Below are 22,663 nucleotides of genomic sequence, written 5' to 3'. Positions count from 1 at the left end.
TGACCTTAATAAAACCTTAAAAATTTTTATGACTATGGTTTTTTAGTCTCAGTATTCAGTCTCAGTATTCAGTCTCAGTTTTCAGTGACAGTTTTCAGTGACAGTTTTCAATATTAAATTTTTAATTTCGATTTAAAGACCACGACTGCGTACTGTGACTAAAAACTGAAAACTGAATACTGCGACTGAAAACTAAAAATTATATCCTATTATCAACAGCAAAAGATGTTTTTCCAATATTTGCCAGTAACAAAGCTGCTGCGGCACTTGTCCAAACAGAGTAATCAAGAGGTGCTTTTACCGAAACGGAAACGGCCATAGAGAATGCAAAAAGAAACATTAAAATAGTAGCTCCTAAAGCCGCGATTCTGGTTTTGAAACCCAATAATAATAGCAGACTCAGTAAAACTTCAAAAAAAGTAGCGATGCCTCCTAGAATTTCCGCGGTTGCTTTGTTAGCAAAAGAATTAAGAGTTTGTGTGTAGATTACAAAATTTTCCCAGTTTCCCCATGCAACACCTGTAGATCCCGGTGCGCCCCAAATTCCAAATCGGTCAGCTACGGCTGAGAGCATTGTGATTCCTAAAACGATTCTTAAAATTAAACCTGCTTCTAATATGGTTATGTTTTTCATTCTGTAAAGTAATTTATTCAGTGGTATTTAATTTTTCCCCACTCTTTAAATTCAATTTATACCGAGTGGAAAATGGATTGTATTTTTAATAACGACATTATAAGCTTCAAATTGTTTTATGTATAGGATTTGGATTATAAAAGCAGTTTAAACAAGGAATGACTTAAGTAAAAATCACTATTTCTAATGATTTTTACTGTTTCCCGAAGCCTTACATTTGTGACTGGATTTTTTGTTTTTTATTTTTTTGGAAGTATCAAAATAAGAATTTATGGCGACGAACTTCTTTTAAAAGTAGAATCCTATTTTAAATATTGGGAAAGAAAAGGGACGGATAAATCCGTCCCTTTTTGATTGTCTGAAAAAAGTTTTATTTCAAGGTAGTTTTAATTACAATTGCTGCTTGCTGTACTGCTGTTTGAACAGCGGGAACATTTGCAATTGGATTTAAAAGTCCGTAATCATGAATCAATCCGTTGTATCTAGTTAAGGTTACAGGAACTCCGGCTTCGTTTAGTTTTCTGGCATACGCTTCACCTTCGTCTCTTAAAACATCATTTTCAGCAGTTTGCACTAAAGCGGGAGGTAAATCTTTTAATTCTGCTAAACTTGCTTGTAAAGGAGAAGCATATTTTTCGGTTCTTTTTGCAGTGTCAGGTAAATAATTATCCCAGAACCATTTCATCATGTTTTTAGTTAAGAAACGTCCGTTAGCATATAAATTATAAGATTCAGTTTCAAAATTGGCATCGGTTACAGGCCATAAAAGAACTTGTAATTTAATATGAGGTCCTTTTTTATCTTTTGCCATTAAAGTAATAGCAGCCGTCATATTACCACCTACACTGTTTCCAACTACCGCAAGGTTTTTACCATCTACACCAATTTCTTTTCCATTTTCGGCTACCCATTGAGTTGCTGCATAAATCTCGTTGATGGCAACAGGATATTGTGCTTCAGGAGAAGGAGTATAATCTGGGAAAACCGCTACAGCACCGCTTTCTACGACTAAATCTCTTACTAATCTTCTGTGAGTTGGATAATCACCTAAAACCCAGCCTCCGCCGTGAATAAAGATAAATACAGGTGCATTTGCTTTAGCGCCTTTTGGTTTAGTAATGTGAATTTTTACTTTTAACCCATTTTGAGAAATTATTTTTTCAGATTCTTCAATACCTGAATAATCTACTTGCACTGATTTTTGTGCGCCAACCAAAACATTTCTAGCATCGGCAACTGATAATTGTTCAAGAGGTTTTACGTCACCTGAATTTAATGCATTTAAAAAGCTTCTTACTTCTGTAAAAATTTCTGGGTCATTTTGTCCTTTAAAAGGTCTTTCTTGTGCCATAATTACGGTATTTAAAGTTAATAATGCTACTATAAATATACTTCTTTGAATTGATTTAATTGTTTTCATGATGTTATGTTTTAAATTTAATTATTTGATTTTTAGTTAATAAGGTTTGCCTGCAATACAATTTCAAACGAAAAAGCCTGACTTACCGGACAAGTTTCTTCGGCACCTTTTGCGATTTTTAAAAATTCTTCTTCAGAAATGCCGGGAACTTTTGCGTTTAAGACTAAAAGTGATTGTGTAATTTTCCCTTCGTTTAAGGTAATGGTAGATTGTGTAGTTAATTCTTCGGCAGTAAATCCTGCTGTCGCCAAATCTAGACTTAGTTTCATGGTAAAACAGCCGGCGTGTGCTGCTGCCAGTAATTCTTCAGGATTTGTTCCAATGCCATCGGCAAAACGGCTGTTGAAAGAATATTGAGTTTGATTTAATACCGTACTGTCTGTAGTCAGAGTTCCTTTTCCAGTTTTGATGTCACCGTTCCAAACGGCTTGTGCTTTACGTTTCATATCTAGTGTTTTATCATTTATAATTTGATAGGACAAAGATATGGCGGTAGTAAGGCTTGAAAAATAGACAAAAGTCTATTCTAATTGTACATTTTTCCCTTGAAGGTATTTTTTCTTGAAATTAGATGGAGTGTCGCCAACTTTGTTTGTAAAAAGGCGGTTAAAATAAGCCGGATCTTCGTATCCAAGCTGGTAAGCAATTTCTTTTACACTTAAAGAAGAATATCCCAAAAGTCGTTTTGCTTCCAGAATAATGCGGTCTTTAATAATATCGTTGGGCTGCGAAAGCTCTAAACGATTAAATTTATTAGAAAGCGTTTTGGGGGCAACGCCTAGAATTTCGGCATAATCGGCGACGGTGTGTTTGCTTCTGAAATGAATTTCGACCAATCGGCTGAAATCTCTGAAGAAATCCACTTCTTTTGAAGGTTCGTCATTTAAAACTCCCAGCTGTTGTACTTTCCAGATTCGGGTTGCTTTTATGATAAGCTGTTTTAAATACGTTCGGATCATTTCTTCCTGTGAGGAATCGGGCGAAACAAATTCTTCTTGAATTTGATCGTAAATGCCTTCTATAAAAACAACTTCTTTTTCAGGAAGAACAGTCATTGGCATTTCAAAAATATTATTGAATAATAATCCGTCGCAAGCCACTTCGGCATCATGAATCTGCACGCAATAAAAATCACGATTGTAGTACATGAAATAACCTTGCTTTTTTCCTTCTTTGGTAATTTGAAGGTATTGATTGCTGTTGATAAAGAAAAGGGAAGGACTTGTGGTTTGATATTGTTTAAAGTCAATCGTAATCAGATAATCTTCTGGTAAATAAAGTACTTTGATGTACGCTTTGTAATCGTCACTATTAATTTCGTCGACTGTTTCTTGATTTAAAATCAGAAATCCCAGTTTTTTATAATTAGATTCGAATACTTGGCGGTTCATTAGCGTTTATTTTAAATCAAATGTAAGGATTAGACTTTAGTCTGTTTTGTTTTTTTTAAGATCTTTTTATCAGAATAAAAATCGAAAAGATTCTATTTTTAAGCTATCTGTAGATGCTCTAGTTTTTTTCCAACTAATGTTTTTTCGCCTACCACTTTAAAACCTATTTTTAGATACAAGTTTTTGGCCAGCGGATTATCTTCTTCAACCAATAATCCTAAAACATGATTGTTTTTATGTACGAATTCGTCAATAAGAAACCTCAAAATTTTTGAACCAATTCCTTTTCCTTGATAATTGGGATTTACGCCCAATGAGTCAATATAAAATTCTCCAGCTCTGGTTTCAAATTCAGGATCAAAATCGGGATTGAAATTTTTTCGGACATATTCAATTATCGGATTTCGTAATACTTCTAAATCAGAACCATTATAGAGGTTTACAGCACCAATGATTTCATTCTCAGCTTCAGCGACATAGCAGTTTTGGTAGGAATATTGATTGTTTTCCTGCTCAATAAAGTGCTGCAGGAAATCTTTCGCGGAAGCGTAATCTTCTTTTTTAATAAACTTATAAATGATATCTTCCATTGCAAGTAATAGAATTGGCGCAATTTGGGCTGAGTCTGATTTTTTGGCTTTTCTGATAATCATTCTTTTGGAAGTTTTGTTTTGCAAATTTAAAGAAATATTGGTTTAGCATAATTTTAAGCTTTTATATCGAAGCTAAATGTTCTCGCAAAGTCGCAAAGTTTTTGAGCGTTGTAAATAAAAAACTTTGCGACTTTGCGTCTTTGCGAGATTATATTTAAGTAGATAATAAACAAAACAAACTGCCGAATTTGTACCGATATAGTACTGAATTATACCACTTTTAAAATTTGGACAGCTTGTATCTTTGTTTTGTTATTAAAAATAAAAACACATACATATATGAAAGCTATAGGATTTAAAATCTCGTTACCCATAGAAAATCAGGAAAGTTTTATTGAATTTGAAACTTCAAAACCAGTGCCGGGCGCGCACGATTTATTGGTAAAAATTGATGCAGTTTCAGTAAATCCAGTCGATTTTAAAATTCGTCAGGGCAGTGCAAAAGACACAGTTCTGGAAACTCCAAAAATCATAGGCTGGGATGCTGTTGGAATTGTTCAGTCAGTAGGCGAAAAAGTAACTTTATTTGAAGTGGGCGATCCTGTTTATTATGCCGGAGATATTACCAAGCAAGGAAGTAATGCCGAATATCAGATTATTGATGAAAGAATTGTGGGTAGAAAACCAAGTTCATTGAGTATTGAAGAATCAGCGGTAATTCCGTTGACTGCTTTAACAGCTTGGGAAATTTTATTTGACCGAATCAGAATTAGCGCCGAAAAAGACAAAGGAAAATCAATTTTGATTATTGGCGGTGCCGGCGGAGTAGGCTCGATTGCCATTCAATTGGCAAAGAAAATCGCTGGTTTAAAGGTTATTGCAACAGCATCTCGTCCTGAAACGGTTGAATGGTGCCAGAAACAAGGAGCCGATTTTGTGGTAAACCATAAAGATTTAATTTCCTCTGTTCGTGAAGCTGGTTTTGAATATGTAGATTATATTCTGGATTTTGTAGACAACAACATTTATTGGGATACAATGGTGGAATTAATTAAACCTCAAGGACATATCGCTTCGATTACGGGAAGCAGTGAACCAGTTGCTTTAACAAAATTAAAAAGTAAAAGCGTTTCGTTTTCTTGGGAATTGATGTACACCCGTTCGATGTTTCAAACCGAAGATATGATCGAGCAGCATTATATTTTAACCAAAGTAGCAGATTTACTTGACGAAGGTGTTTTAAAAACGACTTTAAATCAAACCTTAAACGGATTTACAGCTGCCAATTTGAAAAGCGCACATCAACTTTTGGAATCTGGAAAAACGATTGGAAAAATTGCGATTAAGTTCTAATTTAAATTTAATAAACTGCTCTGTGATAGGTTGTATTTAATTATTTAGAATAATTTTAAATAATCTAATTGTATCGTAATTAAATTTATGTATTTTAGTCGCTTTATAGGCCAAATTTATACATAAACTTAAACCCGATTGTTATGATTTCAAAAAACACAGATCTTGGATTGTTGCTGGTACGCATCAGCGTTGGTGGATTAATGCTTTTCCACGGTATAGCAAAACTGCTGCATGGTATTTCTTTTCTTGTAGAGAATATGGGCGCTTTTGGATATGCTGTTTACATTGGTGAAGTTTTAGCACCAATTGCAATTCTTTTAGGTTTCAGAACCAGAATTGCTTCCGTTCTTTTAGCCATTACTTGTATTGTTGCCGTTGCGGTGGCACATGCTCAGGACATTTTTTCAATTAGTGATCACGGCGGATATGCAAACGAATTACTAATGCTTTATCTGTTTGGAGCGATCGCATTATTCTTTACCGGAGCTGGTAAATATTCGGTTTCCAAAACAAATACTTGGGATTAACCTTTAGCTATTTAAACATAATTGAAAGCCCTAAATAGGATTATTTAGGGCTTTTTTAGTGTAAGAGATATAATTCTGTAAGTCTTTCCTTAAATTATGTAATTTTTTTCCGTTTTAATAGTTAGATATTTGTTAGAATAAATCCAAATTAAATAATAAATGCTATGAAAAAATTAAAGTACATTTTCATTCTTTCGAGCGCCTTACTGGCTTTTAGCTGTTCAAGTGACGATAAAGATCCAGAAAACGGTGGAGGTACTGTAACCAATCCAGTTGAGAATGGTCAGGCAAATACACAATACAAACCTGCATTTACCGGACAAACCAGAATTAATGGTATGACCACTAATACCGAATATAAAGCTGAAATTATAACTTCTGCATTAACAAGTCCGTGGGGCGTTAAAGTACTTCCTGACGGTCGTCTTTTAGTGACTCAAAAAACAACGGGAACAATGCGTATTGTGACAACTGCCGGAGTAGTAAGTGAACCTATTACAGGACTTCCTGCTGTTAATCCTGCGAATCAAGGTGGTTTATTAGGTTTATGTCTTGATCCTGATTTTGCAACAAACAGAATGATTTACTGGGTTTTCTCAGAAGCTGTTGCGGGTGGTAATATTTCTTCTGTAGCAAAAGGTAAATTAGCAGCAAACGAAAAAACAATTGAAAATGCAACTGTAATTTATCGTTCAAGTCCCGCTAATCCAAGTGATTTGCATTATGGCGGACGTATTCTTTTTGACCAAAACGGGAATTTAGTAGTAAGTACTGGAGAACGTTCGGTTTTACAAACAAGACCTTTAGCACAATCTTTAACAGCTAGTCTTGGAAAAGTAATAAAAATTACAAAAGATGGTCAGCCTGCATCTGGAAATCCAACTTTTCCAACGGCAGGAGCATTACCTGAAATCTTTACGTACGGACATAGAAATCCACAAGGATTAGCGATGCACCCAGTAACAAAAGAAATCTGGGAAAGTGAGCACGGACCAAGAGGTGGTGACGAAATCAACCGCTTAAAATCTGGAACGAATTACGGATGGCCGACTATTACCTATGGAATTGAATACAGCGGACAGCCAATTGGTGATGCGATTCAGCAGAAAGAAGGAATGGAGCAGCCTGTTTATTACTGGGATCCAGTTATTTCGCCAAGCGGAATGACATTCTACAGTGGTAATCGCGTACCTGAATGGGAAAACAACCTTTTCATTGGTGCTCTTAGCGGTATGCACATTGCGCGTCTGGTTATTAGAGATAATAAAGTAGTAGGTGAGGAAAGACTTCTTGCCAGCGAAGGCCAGCGTTTTAGAGATATTACACAAGGAGGAGACGGTGCTTTATATGCTGTAACCGATCAAGGAAGATTATACAAAATCGACAAAAAATAGATTTTGAAATTTCTACATACGTAAAAATGGCGCAATACTGCGCCATTTTTCATTTTAGGGTTACTTATCTTTAGAACACTTTAGAAAAAAGAAATTGAGGCAGTTGAAAAATACTTCAAACAAATCTATACTGAAATGAAAATACGATCCTGGTTTGATTCTTATTTTATAAAACATTCCAAAGATCTTATAAAGTACAATCTCTTAATGTGATTTATTTTTATAAGTAATTTAAAATGAAAAAGATATGAGATCAATTTGGACAGGTTCAGTAAGTTTTGGATTAATTAATATTCCTATAAAAATGTTTTCGGCAGTGCAGGAGAGCAGTCTTGATATGGATATGCTGGATGCAAAAGACCATGCGAATATAAAATTCAAACGTGTCAATGAAAACACAGGAAAAGAAGTTGATTATGCCAATATCGTAAAAGGCTACAATTTAGAAGGTAAATATGTCATTCTGGAAGATTCTGATTTTGAAGCGGCAGATGCCATAAAAACCAAAACTATTGATATTGAAAGTTTTGCTTTCGAAAAAGAAATCGAAAGTATCTACTACGAACAACCATATTACCTTGAACCCGACAAAGGTGCTATGAATGCGTATGGCTTATTGCGCGATGCGTTGCAAGCTTCTGGAAAAGTGGGGGTTACGCGATTTGTATTGCGAAACAAGGAAAGTCTGGCGATTTTAAAACCGTATAAAAATGTAATTGTTTTAAACAGAATCCGTTTTGAACAGGAAATTCGAGGAACTGATGAATTAAAATTGCCTGCCATGTCTAAAAAATCAACTAAAGAAATGGATATGGCCGAAAAATTAATCGATCAGCTGACTGAGAAATTTGATATTTCAGGTTTTAAAGACGAATATACTGCTAAACTTTTGAATATTATTAAAAAGAAAGCCAAAGGAAAACCACAAAAAGCAGCTCCAAAAATGAAAGTTGTTCACAAACAAAACGACGATTTAATGTCGATGTTAAAAGCTAGTCTTGAAACGAAAAAGAAAAAATCCTCTTAATTGGATTTTAATTCGTTTTGATTTTCTTCTAATTTGTGAATGATCTTTTTAATATTGGCACCTTTTGATAAAACAGGCGTCCATAAATCGCCTTTTTTCTCAAAACGTTTCAGCACATTTTTAATGGTAAATTGAGAAGGATGCAGTTTATCATTCACCTCGCTCCATTCCAACGGAGTTGAAACAGTTGCACCTGGTTTTGGACGCACTGAATAAGGCGCTGCCAAAGTTTGTCCGCGACGGTTTTGTAGAAAATCGATATACAGTTTGTTTTTTCTCTTTTTAATGCTTCGTTCAATCGAAGTAATATCCGGAATTCGAGATTGGACTTCCTGGGCAATTAATTCGCCTAAAATTTTAATAGAGTCATAATCATACTGCGCTCCAAGCGGAATGTAAATGTGAAGTCCAGAAGCTCCAGAAGTTTTGCATAAACATTCGGTTTCCAGTTCGTCTAAAACTTCTTTAACGACAAGAGCTGTTTTTACAACTTTTGTAAAATCATCATCTGCAGGATCTAAATCAATAACCAGCCAATCAGGATTGTGAATATGTTTGATAGTAGAGTTCCACGGATTCATCTCTATACAGCCTAAATTGGCCATATAAAGCAATGTTTCTTTGTTGTTGCAGATCAAATAATCAATATTGGCATTATTCGATTCTGAAAAGACTTTTTTGGTTTTCAGCCACGACGGAATCTTATCGACATCAACGTCTTTCTGATAAAAACTAGGACCGTCAATTCCGTTAGGAAAGCGGTTCATCGATTCTGGACGGTCTTTTAAATAGGGCAGAATCAACGAAGAAACTTCATCATAATAGTGAATAATGTCGCCTTTGGTAATATTGTCCTTCGGAAAATAAACTTTGTTTTGATTGGTAAGATGCAGAACTGTTTTTCCTACTTTTAAATCATAATCATTTTCTGTTTTGATTTCCGTTTTATGGTCTTTTAAATCTATCATTTCTTCAGGATTGAGTTGTGTTTTGTTTTGATTTGGAGAGGATAAAAAAACTTCTTCTGCCTTTTTATCAATTCGGATTCCGAGATAAACCGGATGTCTTAAATTCTGGTCTTGTGTCCATTCTGAAAATTTCACTTGGCAAACGACTTTCGGTTTAACCCATTGAATTTTATCGCGTAAAGGTACTTTTTCGTTAAGCGGAGATTTATCTATAAAATACGGTTTAAGCTGCGTGTAAAGGTCTTTAAGAACAGTTTCTGTAAATCCCGTACCGCATTTTCCAATATATGTTAGCGTTTTGCCATCATATTGTCCAAGCAGAATGGCGCCAAAATATTTTCGGGAATTTTTAGGTTCTGTAATTCCAATAATAATGGCTTCTTCTTCGTTGGCTGTTTTTATTTTCACCCAATTGCTGCTTCTTCTATTAACGGTGTAAGTGCTGTCGGCTTTTTTAGCAATAATTCCTTCGGTTTTGTTTTTAGCGGCTTTTTCAAACTGTTTAATACCGTCGCCAATCGTGTGTTCAGAATAATGAATATTCGAAAAATCGTATTTATTAAAAAGAATCTTCAGGAGTTCTTTTCGTTCTAAAAGCGACAATTCGGTTATGATATTTCCGTCTAAATTGAGTAAATCAAAAACGTAATATTTTAAGTTTCCAATTCCAGTTTTCATATAGTTTTGAAGGAGTTGAAAATCGGCTCTTCCGGCATCATTTTCTACTACAACCTCACCGTCCAGAACTACGGTATGATCTAATTTTTTTAATTCTTCGGCAATGGGCTTGAAATTCGCATTAAATGAAATTTCATTTCTGCTCAATAATTCTACTTCATGCCGATTAATAACGGCAATAGTTCGATAGCCATCATATTTCTTTTCAAAAATCCATTCTTCATCGTCAAAAGGTTTTTCTTTTACAGAAGCAAGCATGGGTTTTAAAAATTCGGCTTTTTCAGATTTTTTGCTGGTCTTTGTTTTAGCAGATGTTGTTTCAACTGGTTTTGCGGTAGTTTTTTCGGCTTTTGAAGCTGCTTTTTTGGATTTTTCTTCCAATTGTTCCAGACTTCTTTTCGAAATAACGGATTTGTCTTTTTCTAAAATATCAATATCCGAATCAGCGTATTTATCGTCTTTTTTAATCAAAAGCCACGCATTTTCCTGTTTTCCATGAAGTTTGACCAATGAAAATTCGCCTTTAAGTTTTTTTCCTTTTAGAATAAAACTCAGACGCCCTTTTTTTAAATCGCTTAATAACTGCTTTTCGTCTGAAGCCGTTTTTTCATCAGAAGTATACGTTCCATTATCCCAAACAATCACATTTCCGGCACCATAATTTCCTTCAGGAATCGTGCCTTCAAAATCTTTATAACTGTACGGATGATCTTCTACCATCATAGCCAGACGTTTTACTTCTGGATCCATTGACGGTCCTTTTGGCACAGCCCAGCTTTTAAGTACACCATCCATTTCTAACCTAAAATCGTAATGAAGATGCGATGCGGCGTGTTTCTGCACCACAAAAATCAATTCGTTTGCTGATTTCTCAATTTCCCCTTTTGGTTCGCGGGTTTGTTTAAAATCTCTTTTTTGTTGGTATTTAGACAGTGACATAAGCTGAATTCGTATTAAAAACGTTACTAGAATAGAGTGTAGAGCAAAGTGGCTACAATAGCAAAAATAATATGGGCAAAGAACAGCTGAATATAATAACCGTTAAAGTCAATTGGGGGTTGCTGCGAGGTTAATTTAAACATAAATACCCAGCTGATTATACCAATTACACCGCTGATAACTCCCAGAAGGATAGCACCTAATGGTGAAATTGGTACAATATCTTTAGCCCATACTATGTGATATCCCACAACAAATAGAAAACCTATAATGTAATGTATCAACCACCCCCAAGTTTTTTGAGATTTTTCGGAAAGGCTTATATGAGTTTTCTTTAGAACATAGCCAAGTAAAACCGGTTCTTTATACAATTCTCTAAAGCTTTTAGACATTGCATAACTAAACAAAGTCATAGCCGTTGTAGCACCGATTGAAACTATAATTAGCTGTATAATAGTATATAAATTCATAAAATGCCTTTTTTTGAATTAACTCTAAGTCAAAGTTAATTCAGTAAGGTTGGTTTACTTTATACTATTGGATTTTGTAATTATATAATTATCAGTATATAAACTCAACAAATTTAATTTTAAGATATAGAATCATCGAACATCCTTTAAGTTTTAAACTATACTATGTTTCTATGTGTTAAAAAAAAAATTACTAAACAAGTTTCTTAGTGTGTGATTATTTCAAGACATTCTTTTAGAATAGAAATCGCTTTTTCCATTTCTTCTTTTTCTAAATGTCCGAAACCTAAACGAGTGGCAGTAAGATTTTTGGTTTGATACAATATGGTTTTAGGCAAAAACAAACCTTTGTCTGAACATTCTTTTTGAAACGTAATCAGATTGAAATGATCCAGCCATTCGACCCAGATTGCCAGTCCGCGTGGTGGAATTTTAAAGGTAATACTGCCGTTTAGTTTTTCGTTGAGAATGGATATAAACTGGTCACGGCGCTCTTTGTAGATTTTTTTGTTTTTTTTAGAAAGACGATGCACTTCTCCTTCGGTAATCCATTCGGTTAAAACTTGTTCTTTTAAGACGTCGATTCCAGGTTCGAGAATGTTTTGATGTTTTTCGAGTTCTTTAATAAATTCAGAAGGTGCCGCGACAAAACCGTAACTGAAACCCGAAGGAAGCGATTTCCCAAAAGAACCAATATAAACCACTTTCTGGTTAGAATCGAAAGCGGCTAAAGGCAAAACGGGATTATTATCGTAATGAAAATCAAAATCATAATCGTCTTCTAAAATTACAAATCCGTATTGATTTGCAAGTTCCAGAACTTCCATTCGTTTTTTAGCGCTGAGCGGAATGGTGGTGGGATAATGGTAACTCGAAGTGAGGTATAAAACCCGAATAACAGAAGTTTCGCAGATTTCTTTTAAACGTTTGGTGTCGATTCCGTCTTCATTAACAGGAATAGAAATAATCTGTGCTCCAGTATTGGTTAAAGTCATATTTGACATATAATAGCCCGGAGAAGCTACAACTACTTTGTCGACGGGTGCAATAAGCACTTTGGTCACAAGATACAAAGCAATTTCGTGGCTGCTGGTCGTAAGAAGATTTGATGTCGAAATGCGAATACCGCGTGTAAGATTGAGATAATTCGAAAAATGCGTTTTAAAATTTAAATGCGAGCGAAGCTGTATCTGTTCATACGCTTTGAATGTTTTTCGTCTTTTTAATTTCGAAACATATAATCTTGCCAGAACATCGGTCTGCATTAAACGTAAATCAGGCATTCCGTCATTGAATTGATACGGGAGATTGCTTATTTCGGTTGGATTTTCAAGAATAGTGGAACGCTGAAAGCTGAAGCCAATATTGGTTTCTGCCGTAATTTCTTTTGCTGCCATAAAATCGGTTTTATTTTTTTGCTTTTGCTGCGATAAAATAAAAGTTCCTTTGTTGGGAAGCGTTTCAATCCAGCCTTGTGATTCCAAATCCTGAAAAGCTTTGATTAGAGTATTTCGATTGACGGCTAGTACTTTGCATAAAATACGGGTTCCGGGAAGTTTGGTTCCTTCGGGTAAAAATCCGGTTTGTATAGCCTTTATAAACTCAAAAACGATCTGTAGGTAAAGAGCAGTGTTTTCTTCTGGCTTAAGCTGAATAAAGCTTTTAAAAGGAATTTCAACCGGACTATCCATAATTATAAAACTGGTATACTTGATTAGTACGGCAAGGTACTACTTTTGCCAAAAAAACAATAACCAAGATGAAAAAAATCTATATTGCTGTTTTAACAGTGATTTGTACTAATTTTTACGCACAGACCAAAAGAGATTCCATTACCGAAATGGATGAAGTTATAATTAATGAAAACCGTTTCAGTACGCCAATTTCAAAACAAAACCGAAATGTATATGTGATTTCGAGTGCCGATATTAAAAAACTGCCGGGAAGAACGCTTCAGGAAGTATTGCAATATGCAAACGGAGTAGATATTAGACAAAGAGGACCTTTTGGAAGTCAAGCCGATATAAGCGTAGACGGAGGAAGTTTTGAGCAAACTGTTGTTCTTTTAAACGGAGCTAAAGTAATCGATTCGCAGACAGCGCACAATATGCTGAACCTGCCGCTGCCAGTAGAAGTGATCGAAAGAATTGAAATCCTTCGCGGACCAGCAGCAAGAACTTTCGGAATCAACAGTTTAACGGGAGCAATTAATATCATTACCAAAAAGCCTACCGATTCTGGAATTTTAGTAAGTACGTATGCCGGTTCTAATTTTGAAAAGAATACAGAAGGAAACGGAGATACTTTTTACGGAACAGGCGTTCAGGCAGGAGCAGTTTTAGGGAAAGAAAAACAACAGCATTCTATTTTTGCTTCTCATGATAAAAGCAACGGATACCGCTACAATACGGCTTTTGAAAACAATAAGATATTCTATCAGGGAAATGTACAGCTTAATGATTCTAATGAAATTTTAGGATCTGCAGGTTATATTAATAATGGTTTTGGTGCGAATGCTTTTTATGCGGCGCCGGGTGATAAAAACTCTACAGAAAGAGTGCAAACTACTTTTGCGAATTTACAATCGAGACATTCTATTACAGACAGCTGGAAAATTATGCCGAGAGTAAGTTACCGTTACAATTATGATGATTACCGTTATTTAGGTAATTCTAATTTAAATGTGGGAAGAAGCCAGCATTACACCAATTCGATTGCAGCTGAATTGAACTCAACAGTGAAGTTGTCTAAAGGTGAAATTGGTTTTGGTGCAGAGTTTAGAAACGAAGATATTCATTCGTCGAATATTGGCGATCATGACCGAGAAAACGTAGGGTTGTATGCGGAATACAGAACAAGTTTCTTCGAAAGATTAAATATTAATCTGGGAACTTATTTAAATTATAATTCGGATTACAAATGGCAGATTTATCCGGGAATCGATGCTAGTTATGAAATCACAGATTCGTTTAAAATTATTGGAAATGTAGGAACAAGCCAGAGAATTCCATCTTTTACGGATTTGTATTTAAAACAAACCGGAAACATTGGAAATGCTAATTTGGATTCTGAAAATGCTTTTCAGAGCGAAATTGGATTTAAATACAATAAAAAGACATTTACTTTTAATGCGAATTATTTTTATAGAAAAATTACCAATTATATCGACTGGATGCGTAATCTCACAACAGTGCCATGGCAGAGCCAGAATACCGGAGATTTAAGCACAAACGGAATCAATCTTCGTGGGACATACAGAATTGATTTTTCAAGAGATTCAAGATTGAATATCAATTTAGGATATTCGTATTTAGATTCGGATTTTAAAAGCTCTCGTACAGAGATTTATTCAAAATATTTGATTTCGTCTTTAAAACATCAAGTAACAAATACAATTGATTACCAATACAGAGATTTATCAATATTGTTTGCTACTCGTTTTAATGAGAGAATTACCGGACCATCTTACTGGATTAATGATTTTAGAGTAAGCCAGTCCATCAAGAAATTTACAATCTTCTTAGACGCTCAAAATATATTCAATGCCACTTATTATGAAGTAGGAGTAATTCCGCTTCCTTCAAGATGGTTTAGTTTAGGCGCAAAGTTTGTCACTTTTTAAGACCAGCTTTTCAGTAAATATTTCTGAAAAGAAGAATTGTATCATTTTTTTGGGAAAATTTAAAAGGCTCAATTCGTATGAATTGAGCCTTTTGTTTTTATAGCGTTTTATACGTTTATTTGATAGTAATCGTCATGTTAGGAACTACAATCGCTCCTGTGGTTCCGGTATATCTCTGTGCATACACTTCAATATAATCTCCATTAACCATTTCAGTTCCTGCATTTAAAGGTAAAACGACAATATCATTGACTGCCTGACCTCGTCCATATATTTTATACTGGCTTAAAACACTTCCGTTTTTAGCAATATAAATGATATAGGTTCCCGCTGCAGGTACTTGAAAAGAGATAGATCCTGTAATTTGGAAGATTCGTTTCTTTTTTCCTAGATATTTAAGCCTGTTTGCTGCATCAGTTGTAAATCTAAATAAATTAGAATACGTGGTAGTAGGTGTTCCGCTTCCTACTTTTACGATATCACTAGGATTGGCAGTGTTGAAAGCAACTGAAAGTCCATTACCAACAGGATAGTCCATTGCGAAATCTCCTGTCGCACTGGCATCACTTTCGGTTGGGATTCCAGCAGATCTAACATTCCAGCTGTTGTTGAAATTAAACCCTGTATATGATCCTGTGGTGTATCCTTTTACATATCCAGCTGTATTTGAACCTGTAAAAACTACTGATTCCAGAACAGCATCTCCGGTAATGCTTAATCCGCTGGTAGAAACATCAAAACCAATTGCTGTACCGTCAACTTGGCTGAAACCTCCTTGTTTTTCTACTAATGTAAAAGTTCCGGTTAATTTTTCGTAAGTTCCGGTATTATTACTGAACCAGCCTAAATTGCTTAAGAGTAATTGTGTGATATTATTATACGTAATACCATTTGTGTTTCCGGTATATTGAATAATACTTAGAAATACCAAACCAAATCCAGAAACGGTTCCCACACTGGCTGAATTGGCTACAACAGAATCTCTAAAAATCAGGTTTTCTGTTGCTGCACCGCTAAGGTTAAAAACGCTTCCTGTTGCAGCACGAAGCGTAACTGATTTAATACCTCCGCCCGTTGAACCTTCAAAAATGTTTCCGGTAGCTCTAAAAATTACATCCTCATTTGGGTCAAGACCTTGTATATAAGCGTTATTTAGATCTATTGGAAAGTTAAAAACGATGGTACCGTTTATTTCATACAGTGTATTGGTATTCAGAACATATTTTGATCCTCCGCCCGCCGCCAATTCTGCTGCTAGAACTACGGCTAAATTATCAGTACTTTTAATACGTTTAAAATTTAATCTAGGACTAACACCGCTGTTAATGGCCACCCATGAAGAGGTTCCTGAGGAGTAGAAATAAAAAGCTTTTAAATCGGTATCATAAACTAATAATCCGTCTGCAGGAGTAGCAATTGCAGTTCTTTGAACCGTGGTCATACGTGGTGTAAGCATTCCTTGTGTAGTAGAAGTAATATCCAATACAGAACTTGCATTTGGAGTTACAGTTCCAATTCCGATTTGTGCATGAGATGCAAATGAAAAAAGAATGAAAAAGAATGCTAGGAATGTTTTGAAGTCTTTAGGTATATACTGGTTTATCATAGCTTTTAATATTAGTTAATAGGTCGATTAAGGTTGTAGCTGTATTTGATAGTTAGTTTTTTGAATTGGTAATAATTATCTTTTGTGATATCTTTTCGTTATCTGAAGTTAAAAAGGCGGCGATATAAATTCCGTCGCTTAAACCAGATGTAGAAAACGCATAGTTTTGTTCGGCTCCTAGATTGTCTTTAAACAATACCACTTTACCAAGCATATCGTATAATCTAAACGATTTAAAGTTTGTAGATTCAGGATTTGAAGCTCTTAAAACCTGATTGGTGTTATCTTGACTAATATAGAAGTTTGATTTCGTTGCTTCACCAACACCAAGTGTAGAATTGGTAAAGGTAATTTTGAAGCGGTCAGTGTATACACCAGGAGCAACTGTAACTTCATAACTTCCATTTTTTAAGTCATGATACGAAGAATCCAATTCATCGTAGAGGTAAATATTTTGAGTGTTGTCAAAGTTGACAACTATAGGAGCAGAAAATTTAAAAGTAGAACTTGTTTCTGCTTTTACAATAAGTGGAATTCTTTTAGAAGTATCAAAATTTACTCCCTGTATGATATAATTTCCTCCTTCCAGCCAAAAGTTAGCATCATTAGGAAGTGCCGAATCCATATTGAGCGCATCAAGTCCTCTGTCAACCCCATCAGTGGCTTCTGGTAAAAAAGCCAATGCAAGCTGTCTTGTAAATTGGTTGTTGATGATGGTATTTATTCGAATATGAGGAATTTCCTGAACTTCTTCTTCAGCTTCATTTTCGGTATTTTTAGAAGTGGTTTTGGCCGTAGTTTTATCTTTTGCAGGTTTGTTAAACTGCGACAATCCTGAACCTTCTTTGTAAAAAATACGATATGAATTTCTAAAAGTAACCGTTCCGTTTATAACACCGTTTATTACGAAACCTTGTCCGATAGGCGAATATTTTCGTTGAATCGAAAGTCCCGAAGATGGTCCGGTAGTATTCACACTTCCGTCAGGATTGTAAGTATTAAAAGTGGCAGGAACGTAAATACCATTTGAACCTAACGATCCCGGAGAATAACTTCCGTAACCACCTTTGTAAGCTGTTAAAAAATGTGAATTTACAGTTTTATCCTGTTCCCAAAAATAGGCGATTCCGGTGCAGGCACTATTTAGCGGATCTAATAAAAAGGCATTTAAATGAAGCGCAGAAGGATAAGGATTTCCAGTAAGGGTAGAAGCATTGGAAGCGCCCACAGTTACGGTAATATTTCCGTCGTTTGGTTTTCCTCTAAAATCATATCTCTGAGCACCAGTTCCTCCGGGATTATTAGCACCGCTTCCTTCAGGATTTGTAGCATCTGAGCCGCTGGTTCCTTTCATGGTAAAACCTTCTCCAGGCGCAATTGTTGTATTGCCCGCTACCTGAACCCATTGCGAATAATTATTAGCATTGGTCAATTTATAAATCCAATACGAGGCAATCGCTAACGGATTTGAGGTTCCATCATAATTTCCTAATGACAGAATTGTAGCAGGAGTAGACGCTGTAGAAGTTGTAGGCCTGTTTAGAAGTGTAATTCCAAAGTTATTGTTTCCGGTAGATGAGGTGTTAATACCAACTGGAGAGCACCAATAATTGTATTCGAAATTATCTGAAGTTCCTTCTTGATAAACCGATATGGTTCCCGTTCCGGAATTGGTTGAAGTAGCAGTGGTTCCCTGTACAAGCTGAGAAAGATTTCGCAGATACAGATTTGAATTAGCAGCGAGATTTATATTCTGACCCACGTACAAAACCTGATTTTGAACGTATACAGGAGTGCTTGCGCCAACATATATTTGTGAAAAAGCTTGTATGGAAATCAGAATAAAAAGGAATGTAATTTTTTTCATAAACTTCATTTTTATTTTAGAATATACTTTAGATAGTAGAGATGATAAGGCTTAGAAATATGGTTTTTTTAGAAGCTTAATTTTATATTTCTTTTTAAGGACAAAAATGCCGAATAGGATTCCGGCAGCAAATAATATTCCTTCCAGTTCATTTATGGGAAGTCCCGGTGGATTAGGCCCCGTTGGAGGATTAGGTAAACCAGGCGGCGGCGGAGTCTGAGAAAAAACGGAAAGGGAAAACAAGAGGATTAGGCATATAATTCTTTTCATTTTTCATTTTTTATGTTAGGGCATATTTTAAAAAAACGATTTAAATGTTTTTAGACTAAGGCTCATAAAGATTACTAATCTTACAGATTTTACCTTTCTTTGGAAATCATGTTTAACAAATATAAAATTTAAACTCGTATAATTCTTACAGTATTTTTTTAAATTATTACATAATTCCCATGTTTTTAGGTTGTTAGACATGATAATTATGTAACTTCTTACGGAAATGCCTGCTTTTACGGTATTTTGGACTCTTTCAAAATTTCTTTTGATTCTACATAAATAAACGATAGGAAAGTGGAAATAGTAAAACGTTTTTTAAAAGATAACCCTATATTTGCTCCAGATTTTGGTCTATTTTTTATTTAGAAGAATAGTTAAAAGGGAATCAGGTGTAACTCCTGAACAGACCCGCTACTGTAAGTTCTATTACGTCTTTAAACGACACTTATGCCATTGTTCGCTTACGCGGATGAGAAGGCTGTTTTAAAGATGGAACAAGTCAGGAGACCTGCCAGAATCATATAGTTTAAAACTTTCGTGGTATGAAGTGGAAAACAAAGAAATTACCGGCTGATATACAGCGGGATTCTTTTCTATGGTTTTTTATATCATCATCATCAGAAAGTTGGTTTAATTCAACAATGATGTACAATTTTAAGAAAACCTTTTTCACCGCTTTTATTTTATTGATTCCTGTTTTGCTTCACTCTCAAACGTCGGCTGATAGTTCTCGGGTTTTAAAAGAAGTAGTTTTAAAAACGAAACCCTATCAGGAAGTTATTCCTGTACAAAGCCTTTCGGGTGTTTTGCTCGAAAATCTGTCGGCTCATAATGTGGCAGATGCGCTTCGTTATTTTGCTGGAACACAAATAAAAGATTACGGCGGAGTGGGCGGACTCAAAACTGTTGATGTACGTAATATGGGTACGCATCATGTGGGTGTTTTTTATGATGGTATTCAGCTTGGAAATGCACAGAATGGAGTAACCGATCTTGGGAAATATTCGTTAGACGATATGGAATCACTTACGATGTATAACGGACAAAAAAGTGAAATTTTCCAGTCGGCAAAAGACTTTTCAGCGGCATCTACAATTTATTTACGCACTAAAAGACCTGTTTTCAGCGGAAGCAAAAAATCAAATCTGCTCGTTCGTTACAAAACTATGTCAATTGATTACCATGATCCTTCTTTGCGTTGGGAACAAAAACTGAGCGATGATGTAAGTATGAGTGTCAGCTCTGAATTTATTAAATCAAATGGTCAGTATAAATTTAGATACAAAAGAAAAAATCAGGACGGAAGCACGGCTTATGACACTACAGCAACGCGTTGGAACAGCGATATACAAGCGCTTCGTTTTGAATCTGGACTTTATGGAAAAATTAATAATGGCTCTTGGGATGCCAAAGTGTATTATTATGATTCTGAAAGAGGAGCGCCGGGTGCTATTGTAGAAAATAAATTTAAAGATGGATTCAGACAGTTTGACAAGAATTTATTTACTCAGGCTTTTTTAACGAAAGATGTTTCCGATAAATATAAATTTCAAATCAGAGGTAAATACGCATACGATTACACTCATTATATCGCTAGAGATACCACACAAGTTTTAGGAGAACCTGTAACCGAAGGAGCGCAATCTGACGATAGTTATTATCAGCAGGAAGTGTATTTTTCGGCAGTAAACATGTACAGTATTTTAGAAAATTGGGATGTTTCTCTTTCCACTGATTTGCAATACAATAAATTAAATGCCACCAGAAGGGGAATTCAAACTCAGTTTTCTTTTCCACAGCGTTATACTGCATTATTTTCATTGGCAAGTTCCTATCGATATGACGGATTTAAAGTTCTTGGAAGCGTTGTGGGTACTCGTGTAATCGAAGAAGTTCGTTACAATGCAAAACCGCCTAATAAAACCGAATTTACGCCTGCTTTGTTTCTGGGTTATACACCATTTAAGCAATATGATTTTAATTTAAGAGCGTTTGCAAAACGCATTTTCAGAATGCCTACTTTCAATGATTTGTATTATACAATGATTGGTTCCAGTACTTTACGACCGGAATATATGAATCAGTACGATGTTGGTTTTACGTATAACCTGCCTTTTAAAGAAAGTTTTTTAGACAGACTTTCAATTCAAGCCGATGCGTATTACACGAATACCAAAGACAAAATTGTCGCTGCACCAACCGGAAATCTTTTCCGCTGGATGATGACCAATATAGGGCAGGTGAGAGGTAAGGGAATCGAAACAGTTTTGAATGCGGCAGCCCATATTGACCAAGTAAATCTTACTGCCAATCTTACTTATACATACTCTGAAAGTCGTGATTTTACAAAATTTGTTGGTTTAGAAATCTCATCTTATGGCGACCAGATTCCCTATACACCATGGCACAGCGGATCGGCAATTTTGAATGCAGGATACAAAACATGGAATTTTAATTACAGTTTTATTTACGTTGGAAAACGGTATAACGGAAATGTCAATAATATCAAAGTAAATGAAGTTCAGCCTTGGTACACTCACGATTTGGCTGTGCAGAAATCTTTCCTCTTCAGCAAATACAAATTGAATACTGCCGTGGAAGTGAACAATACCTTCAATCAGCAATATGAAGTGATTTACAATTATCCGATGCCGGGCAGAACCTTCAAATTTATAATCAGTATCGAATTATGAAAAAGAACCTTATACAAATAATACTAAGCGCTTTTGTAATCCTTAATCTGGTTTCGTGCCGCGAAGATGAAACGATTTTTCTTTCTTCAGATACGAATGTGGCGGCTCCACGAAGTGATGGAAATATTGAGGGATTTTATCTGCTCAATGAAGGCAATATGGGAATGAACAGAGCCAGCCTTGATGTTTTTAATTATAGAACCGGAAATTATACCACAGATGTGTATTCAGAACGAAATCCGTCGGTTGTAAAAGAGCTGGGAGATGTAGGTAATGATATAAAAATTTATGGTAACAAAGTGTATGCTGTTATAAACTGTTCGAATAAGGTTGAAGTACTTGAAAAGTGGACTGCAAAGCGAATTAAGAAAATCGATATTCCCAATTGTCGTTATGTTACTTTTTACAGAGACAAGGCTTACGTAAGTTCGTATTCAGGTCCAGTAGCGATTGATCCGAATGCCGAAATTGGATTTGTAGCCGAAATTGATACTACTTCTTTAGAAATAAAACGTAAAGTTACCGTTGGTTATCAGCCGGAACAAATGGTAGTGCATAACGGAAAATTGTATGTGGCCAATTCGGGTGGCTATCGTGTTCCTAATTACGACAGAACCGTTTCGGTAATCGATCTTGAAACTTTTACTGAGATTAAAAAAATTGATGTTGGCATTAATTTGTACAGCATGCAGATTGACAGCAGGGGAGATATTTATGTGAGTTCACGAGGAGATTATTACAACACGCCGTCAAATCTTTTTGTAATTGATACCAAAACCGACGAAAAGAAAATGCAGCTTGATATTCCCGTTTCGGGAACTTGTTTGGTCGATGATCTATTGTATTATTACAGTGTATCATGGAGTTATTTAACGGGAAGCAACAAAGTGAGTTATGGGATTTTAGATACTAAAACCAAGAAAATCGTAACGGACAAAATTATTACTGATGGTACCGACAAAAAAATAATGATTCCGTATGGACTTCAGGTAAATCCCGAAACCAAAGAAATATATATCACTGATGCTCAAAACTATGTCGTAACAGGATATATCTATTGTTTTACTCCCGATGGAAAATTAAAATGGAAAACAACCGCTGGAAATATTCCGGCTCATATTGCTTTTATTACGAAGAAGTAGAATGGTAGAAACTGATTAATGTAGACCTGTTACAAGTGCTTTAGCTAAATTACGGATGTTAGT

17 protein-coding genes and 1 riboswitch are annotated in these 22,663 nt (G+C 35.4%); of the genes, 7 read left to right on the top strand and 10 right to left on the bottom strand.

Annotated features, from left to right (window positions below; genetic code table 11):
* Positions 1-199 precede the first annotated feature (199 nt).
* The 5 genes from J0383_RS00835 to J0383_RS00815 all read right to left on the bottom strand — a co-directional run bounded on the left by J0383_RS00835 (position 200) and on the right by J0383_RS00815 (position 4,098).
* On the bottom strand, positions 200-634 hold the full coding sequence (locus J0383_RS00835; RefSeq protein WP_207296566.1) for a DoxX family membrane protein: 435 nt from the start codon (positions 632-634) through the stop codon (positions 200-202).
* A gap of 370 nt (positions 635-1,004) precedes the next feature.
* The gene (locus tag J0383_RS00830) at positions 1,005-2,054 is read right to left on the bottom strand and encodes an alpha/beta hydrolase (protein WP_207296565.1); all 1,050 of its coding nucleotides are present in this window, start codon (positions 2,052-2,054) and stop codon (positions 1,005-1,007) included.
* A 32-nt stretch (positions 2,055-2,086) separates the two neighbouring features.
* Positions 2,087-2,500 (bottom strand): OsmC family protein, encoded by a 414-nt coding sequence (locus tag J0383_RS00825; RefSeq protein WP_207296564.1) that lies wholly within the window; start codon positions 2,498-2,500, stop codon positions 2,087-2,089.
* A 75-nt stretch (positions 2,501-2,575) separates the two neighbouring features.
* The gene (locus J0383_RS00820) at positions 2,576-3,445 is read right to left on the bottom strand and encodes a helix-turn-helix domain-containing protein (RefSeq protein WP_207296563.1); all 870 of its coding nucleotides are present in this window, start codon (positions 3,443-3,445) and stop codon (positions 2,576-2,578) included.
* A 98-nt stretch (positions 3,446-3,543) separates the two neighbouring features.
* Positions 3,544-4,098, bottom strand: a complete 555-nt coding sequence (locus tag J0383_RS00815; RefSeq protein WP_207296562.1) for a GNAT family N-acetyltransferase — start codon at positions 4,096-4,098, stop codon at positions 3,544-3,546.
* Positions 4,099-4,377: 279 nt separating this feature from the next.
* Here J0383_RS00815 and J0383_RS00810 point away from each other — a divergent pair, with 279 nt between their 5' ends.
* The 4 genes from J0383_RS00810 (at position 4,378) to ku (ending at position 8,342) form a co-directional block, all read left to right on the top strand.
* On the top strand, positions 4,378-5,391 hold the full coding sequence (locus J0383_RS00810) for a zinc-binding alcohol dehydrogenase family protein (protein WP_207296561.1): 1,014 nt from the start codon (positions 4,378-4,380) through the stop codon (positions 5,389-5,391).
* A 143-nt stretch (positions 5,392-5,534) separates the two neighbouring features.
* On the top strand, positions 5,535-5,921 hold the full coding sequence (locus J0383_RS00805) for a DoxX family protein (RefSeq protein WP_207296560.1): 387 nt from the start codon (positions 5,535-5,537) through the stop codon (positions 5,919-5,921).
* 164 nt (positions 5,922-6,085) lie between these two features.
* Positions 6,086-7,315: a PQQ-dependent sugar dehydrogenase gene (locus tag J0383_RS00800; protein ID WP_207296559.1), complete on the top strand. Its 1,230-nt coding sequence runs from the start codon at positions 6,086-6,088 to the stop codon at positions 7,313-7,315.
* A gap of 247 nt (positions 7,316-7,562) precedes the next feature.
* Positions 7,563-8,342 (top strand): non-homologous end joining protein Ku, encoded by a 780-nt coding sequence (gene ku / locus J0383_RS00795; protein WP_207296558.1) that lies wholly within the window; start codon positions 7,563-7,565, stop codon positions 8,340-8,342.
* Here the strand turns inward: ku and ligD are convergent.
* From ligD to J0383_RS00780, 3 genes are all read right to left on the bottom strand, one after another.
* Positions 8,339-10,927, bottom strand: a complete 2,589-nt coding sequence (ligD, locus tag J0383_RS00790; RefSeq protein WP_207296557.1) for a DNA ligase D — start codon at positions 10,925-10,927, stop codon at positions 8,339-8,341. The two genes, ku and ligD, sit on opposite strands and share 4 nt — an antisense overlap.
* A gap of 26 nt (positions 10,928-10,953) precedes the next feature.
* Complete coding sequence (locus J0383_RS00785) at positions 10,954-11,397, bottom strand: hypothetical protein (RefSeq protein WP_207296556.1); 444 nt, start codon at positions 11,395-11,397, stop codon at positions 10,954-10,956.
* 206 nt (positions 11,398-11,603) lie between these two features.
* A complete protein-coding gene (locus tag J0383_RS00780) occupies positions 11,604-13,088 on the bottom strand; it encodes an aminotransferase-like domain-containing protein (protein WP_207296555.1) in 1,485 nt (494 codons plus the stop codon).
* Positions 13,089-13,156: 68 nt separating this feature from the next.
* Between J0383_RS00780 and J0383_RS00775 the strand changes: the two genes are divergently transcribed.
* Positions 13,157-15,019: a TonB-dependent receptor plug domain-containing protein gene (locus J0383_RS00775; RefSeq protein WP_207296554.1), complete on the top strand. Its 1,863-nt coding sequence runs from the start codon at positions 13,157-13,159 to the stop codon at positions 15,017-15,019.
* Between the two features lie 115 nt (positions 15,020-15,134).
* Here J0383_RS00775 and J0383_RS00770 read toward each other — a convergent pair whose 3' ends face one another.
* A complete protein-coding gene (locus J0383_RS00770; RefSeq protein WP_239023204.1) occupies positions 15,135-16,625 on the bottom strand; it encodes a hypothetical protein in 1,491 nt (496 codons plus the stop codon).
* Between the two features lie 52 nt (positions 16,626-16,677).
* A complete protein-coding gene (locus J0383_RS00765; RefSeq protein WP_207296553.1) occupies positions 16,678-18,492 on the bottom strand; it encodes a T9SS type A sorting domain-containing protein in 1,815 nt (604 codons plus the stop codon).
* Between the two features lie 603 nt (positions 18,493-19,095).
* Positions 19,096-19,295, top strand: a riboswitch (cobalamin riboswitch).
* A 12-nt stretch (positions 19,296-19,307) separates the two neighbouring features.
* Here J0383_RS00765 and J0383_RS00760 point away from each other — a divergent pair.
* Both J0383_RS00760 and J0383_RS00755 read left to right on the top strand, forming a co-directional pair.
* Entirely contained in the window at positions 19,308-21,458 is a 2,151-nt protein-coding gene (locus J0383_RS00760; RefSeq protein WP_239023203.1) for a TonB-dependent receptor, read from the top strand.
* The gene (locus J0383_RS00755; protein WP_207296552.1) at positions 21,455-22,600 is read left to right on the top strand and encodes a DUF5074 domain-containing protein; all 1,146 of its coding nucleotides are present in this window, start codon (positions 21,455-21,457) and stop codon (positions 22,598-22,600) included. The genes J0383_RS00760 and J0383_RS00755 overlap by 4 nt, the downstream gene beginning before the upstream one ends.
* The last annotated feature ends 63 nt before the right edge of the window (positions 22,601-22,663 follow it).

Origin of the sequence: Flavobacterium endoglycinae (assembly GCF_017352115.1) — a bacterium.
GTDB classification, from domain to species: Bacteria; Bacteroidota; Bacteroidia; order Flavobacteriales; family Flavobacteriaceae; genus Flavobacterium; species Flavobacterium endoglycinae.
Note: the sequence above shows the minus strand (reverse complement) of the source record. Positions and strands in the feature narration are given on the sequence as shown.

What these genes read in the sequence shown, in the direction of transcription:
- J0383_RS00780 (WP_207296555.1), bottom strand. Translation starts at nt 13,088, where the DNA reads ATGGATAGTCCGGTTGAAATTCCTTTTAAAAGCTTTATTCAGCTTAAG.
- J0383_RS00835 (WP_207296566.1), bottom strand. Translation starts at nt 634, where the DNA reads ATGAAAAACATAACCATATTAGAAGCAGGTTTAATTTTAAGAATCGTT.
- J0383_RS00785 (WP_207296556.1), bottom strand. Translation starts at nt 11,397, where the DNA reads ATGAATTTATATACTATTATACAGCTAATTATAGTTTCAATCGGTGCT.
- J0383_RS00765 (WP_207296553.1), bottom strand. Translation starts at nt 18,492, where the DNA reads ATGAAAAAAATTACATTCCTTTTTATTCTGATTTCCATACAAGCTTTT.
- ligD (WP_207296557.1), bottom strand. Translation starts at nt 10,927, where the DNA reads ATGTCACTGTCTAAATACCAACAAAAAAGAGATTTTAAACAAACCCGC.
- J0383_RS00810 (WP_207296561.1), top strand. Translation starts at nt 4,378, where the DNA reads ATGAAAGCTATAGGATTTAAAATCTCGTTACCCATAGAAAATCAGGAA.
- J0383_RS00805 (WP_207296560.1), top strand. Translation starts at nt 5,535, where the DNA reads ATGATTTCAAAAAACACAGATCTTGGATTGTTGCTGGTACGCATCAGC.
- J0383_RS00800 (WP_207296559.1), top strand. Translation starts at nt 6,086, where the DNA reads ATGAAAAAATTAAAGTACATTTTCATTCTTTCGAGCGCCTTACTGGCT.
- J0383_RS00760 (WP_239023203.1), top strand. Translation starts at nt 19,308, where the DNA reads ATGAAGTGGAAAACAAAGAAATTACCGGCTGATATACAGCGGGATTCT.
- J0383_RS00775 (WP_207296554.1), top strand. Translation starts at nt 13,157, where the DNA reads ATGAAAAAAATCTATATTGCTGTTTTAACAGTGATTTGTACTAATTTT.
- J0383_RS00830 (WP_207296565.1), bottom strand. Translation starts at nt 2,054, where the DNA reads ATGAAAACAATTAAATCAATTCAAAGAAGTATATTTATAGTAGCATTA.
- J0383_RS00825 (WP_207296564.1), bottom strand. Translation starts at nt 2,500, where the DNA reads ATGAAACGTAAAGCACAAGCCGTTTGGAACGGTGACATCAAAACTGGA.
- J0383_RS00815 (WP_207296562.1), bottom strand. Translation starts at nt 4,098, where the DNA reads ATGATTATCAGAAAAGCCAAAAAATCAGACTCAGCCCAAATTGCGCCA.
- J0383_RS00820 (WP_207296563.1), bottom strand. Translation starts at nt 3,445, where the DNA reads ATGAACCGCCAAGTATTCGAATCTAATTATAAAAAACTGGGATTTCTG.
- J0383_RS00755 (WP_207296552.1), top strand. Translation starts at nt 21,455, where the DNA reads ATGAAAAAGAACCTTATACAAATAATACTAAGCGCTTTTGTAATCCTT.
- ku (WP_207296558.1), top strand. Translation starts at nt 7,563, where the DNA reads ATGAGATCAATTTGGACAGGTTCAGTAAGTTTTGGATTAATTAATATT.
- J0383_RS00770 (WP_239023204.1), bottom strand. Translation starts at nt 16,625, where the DNA reads ATGATAAACCAGTATATACCTAAAGACTTCAAAACATTCCTAGCATTC.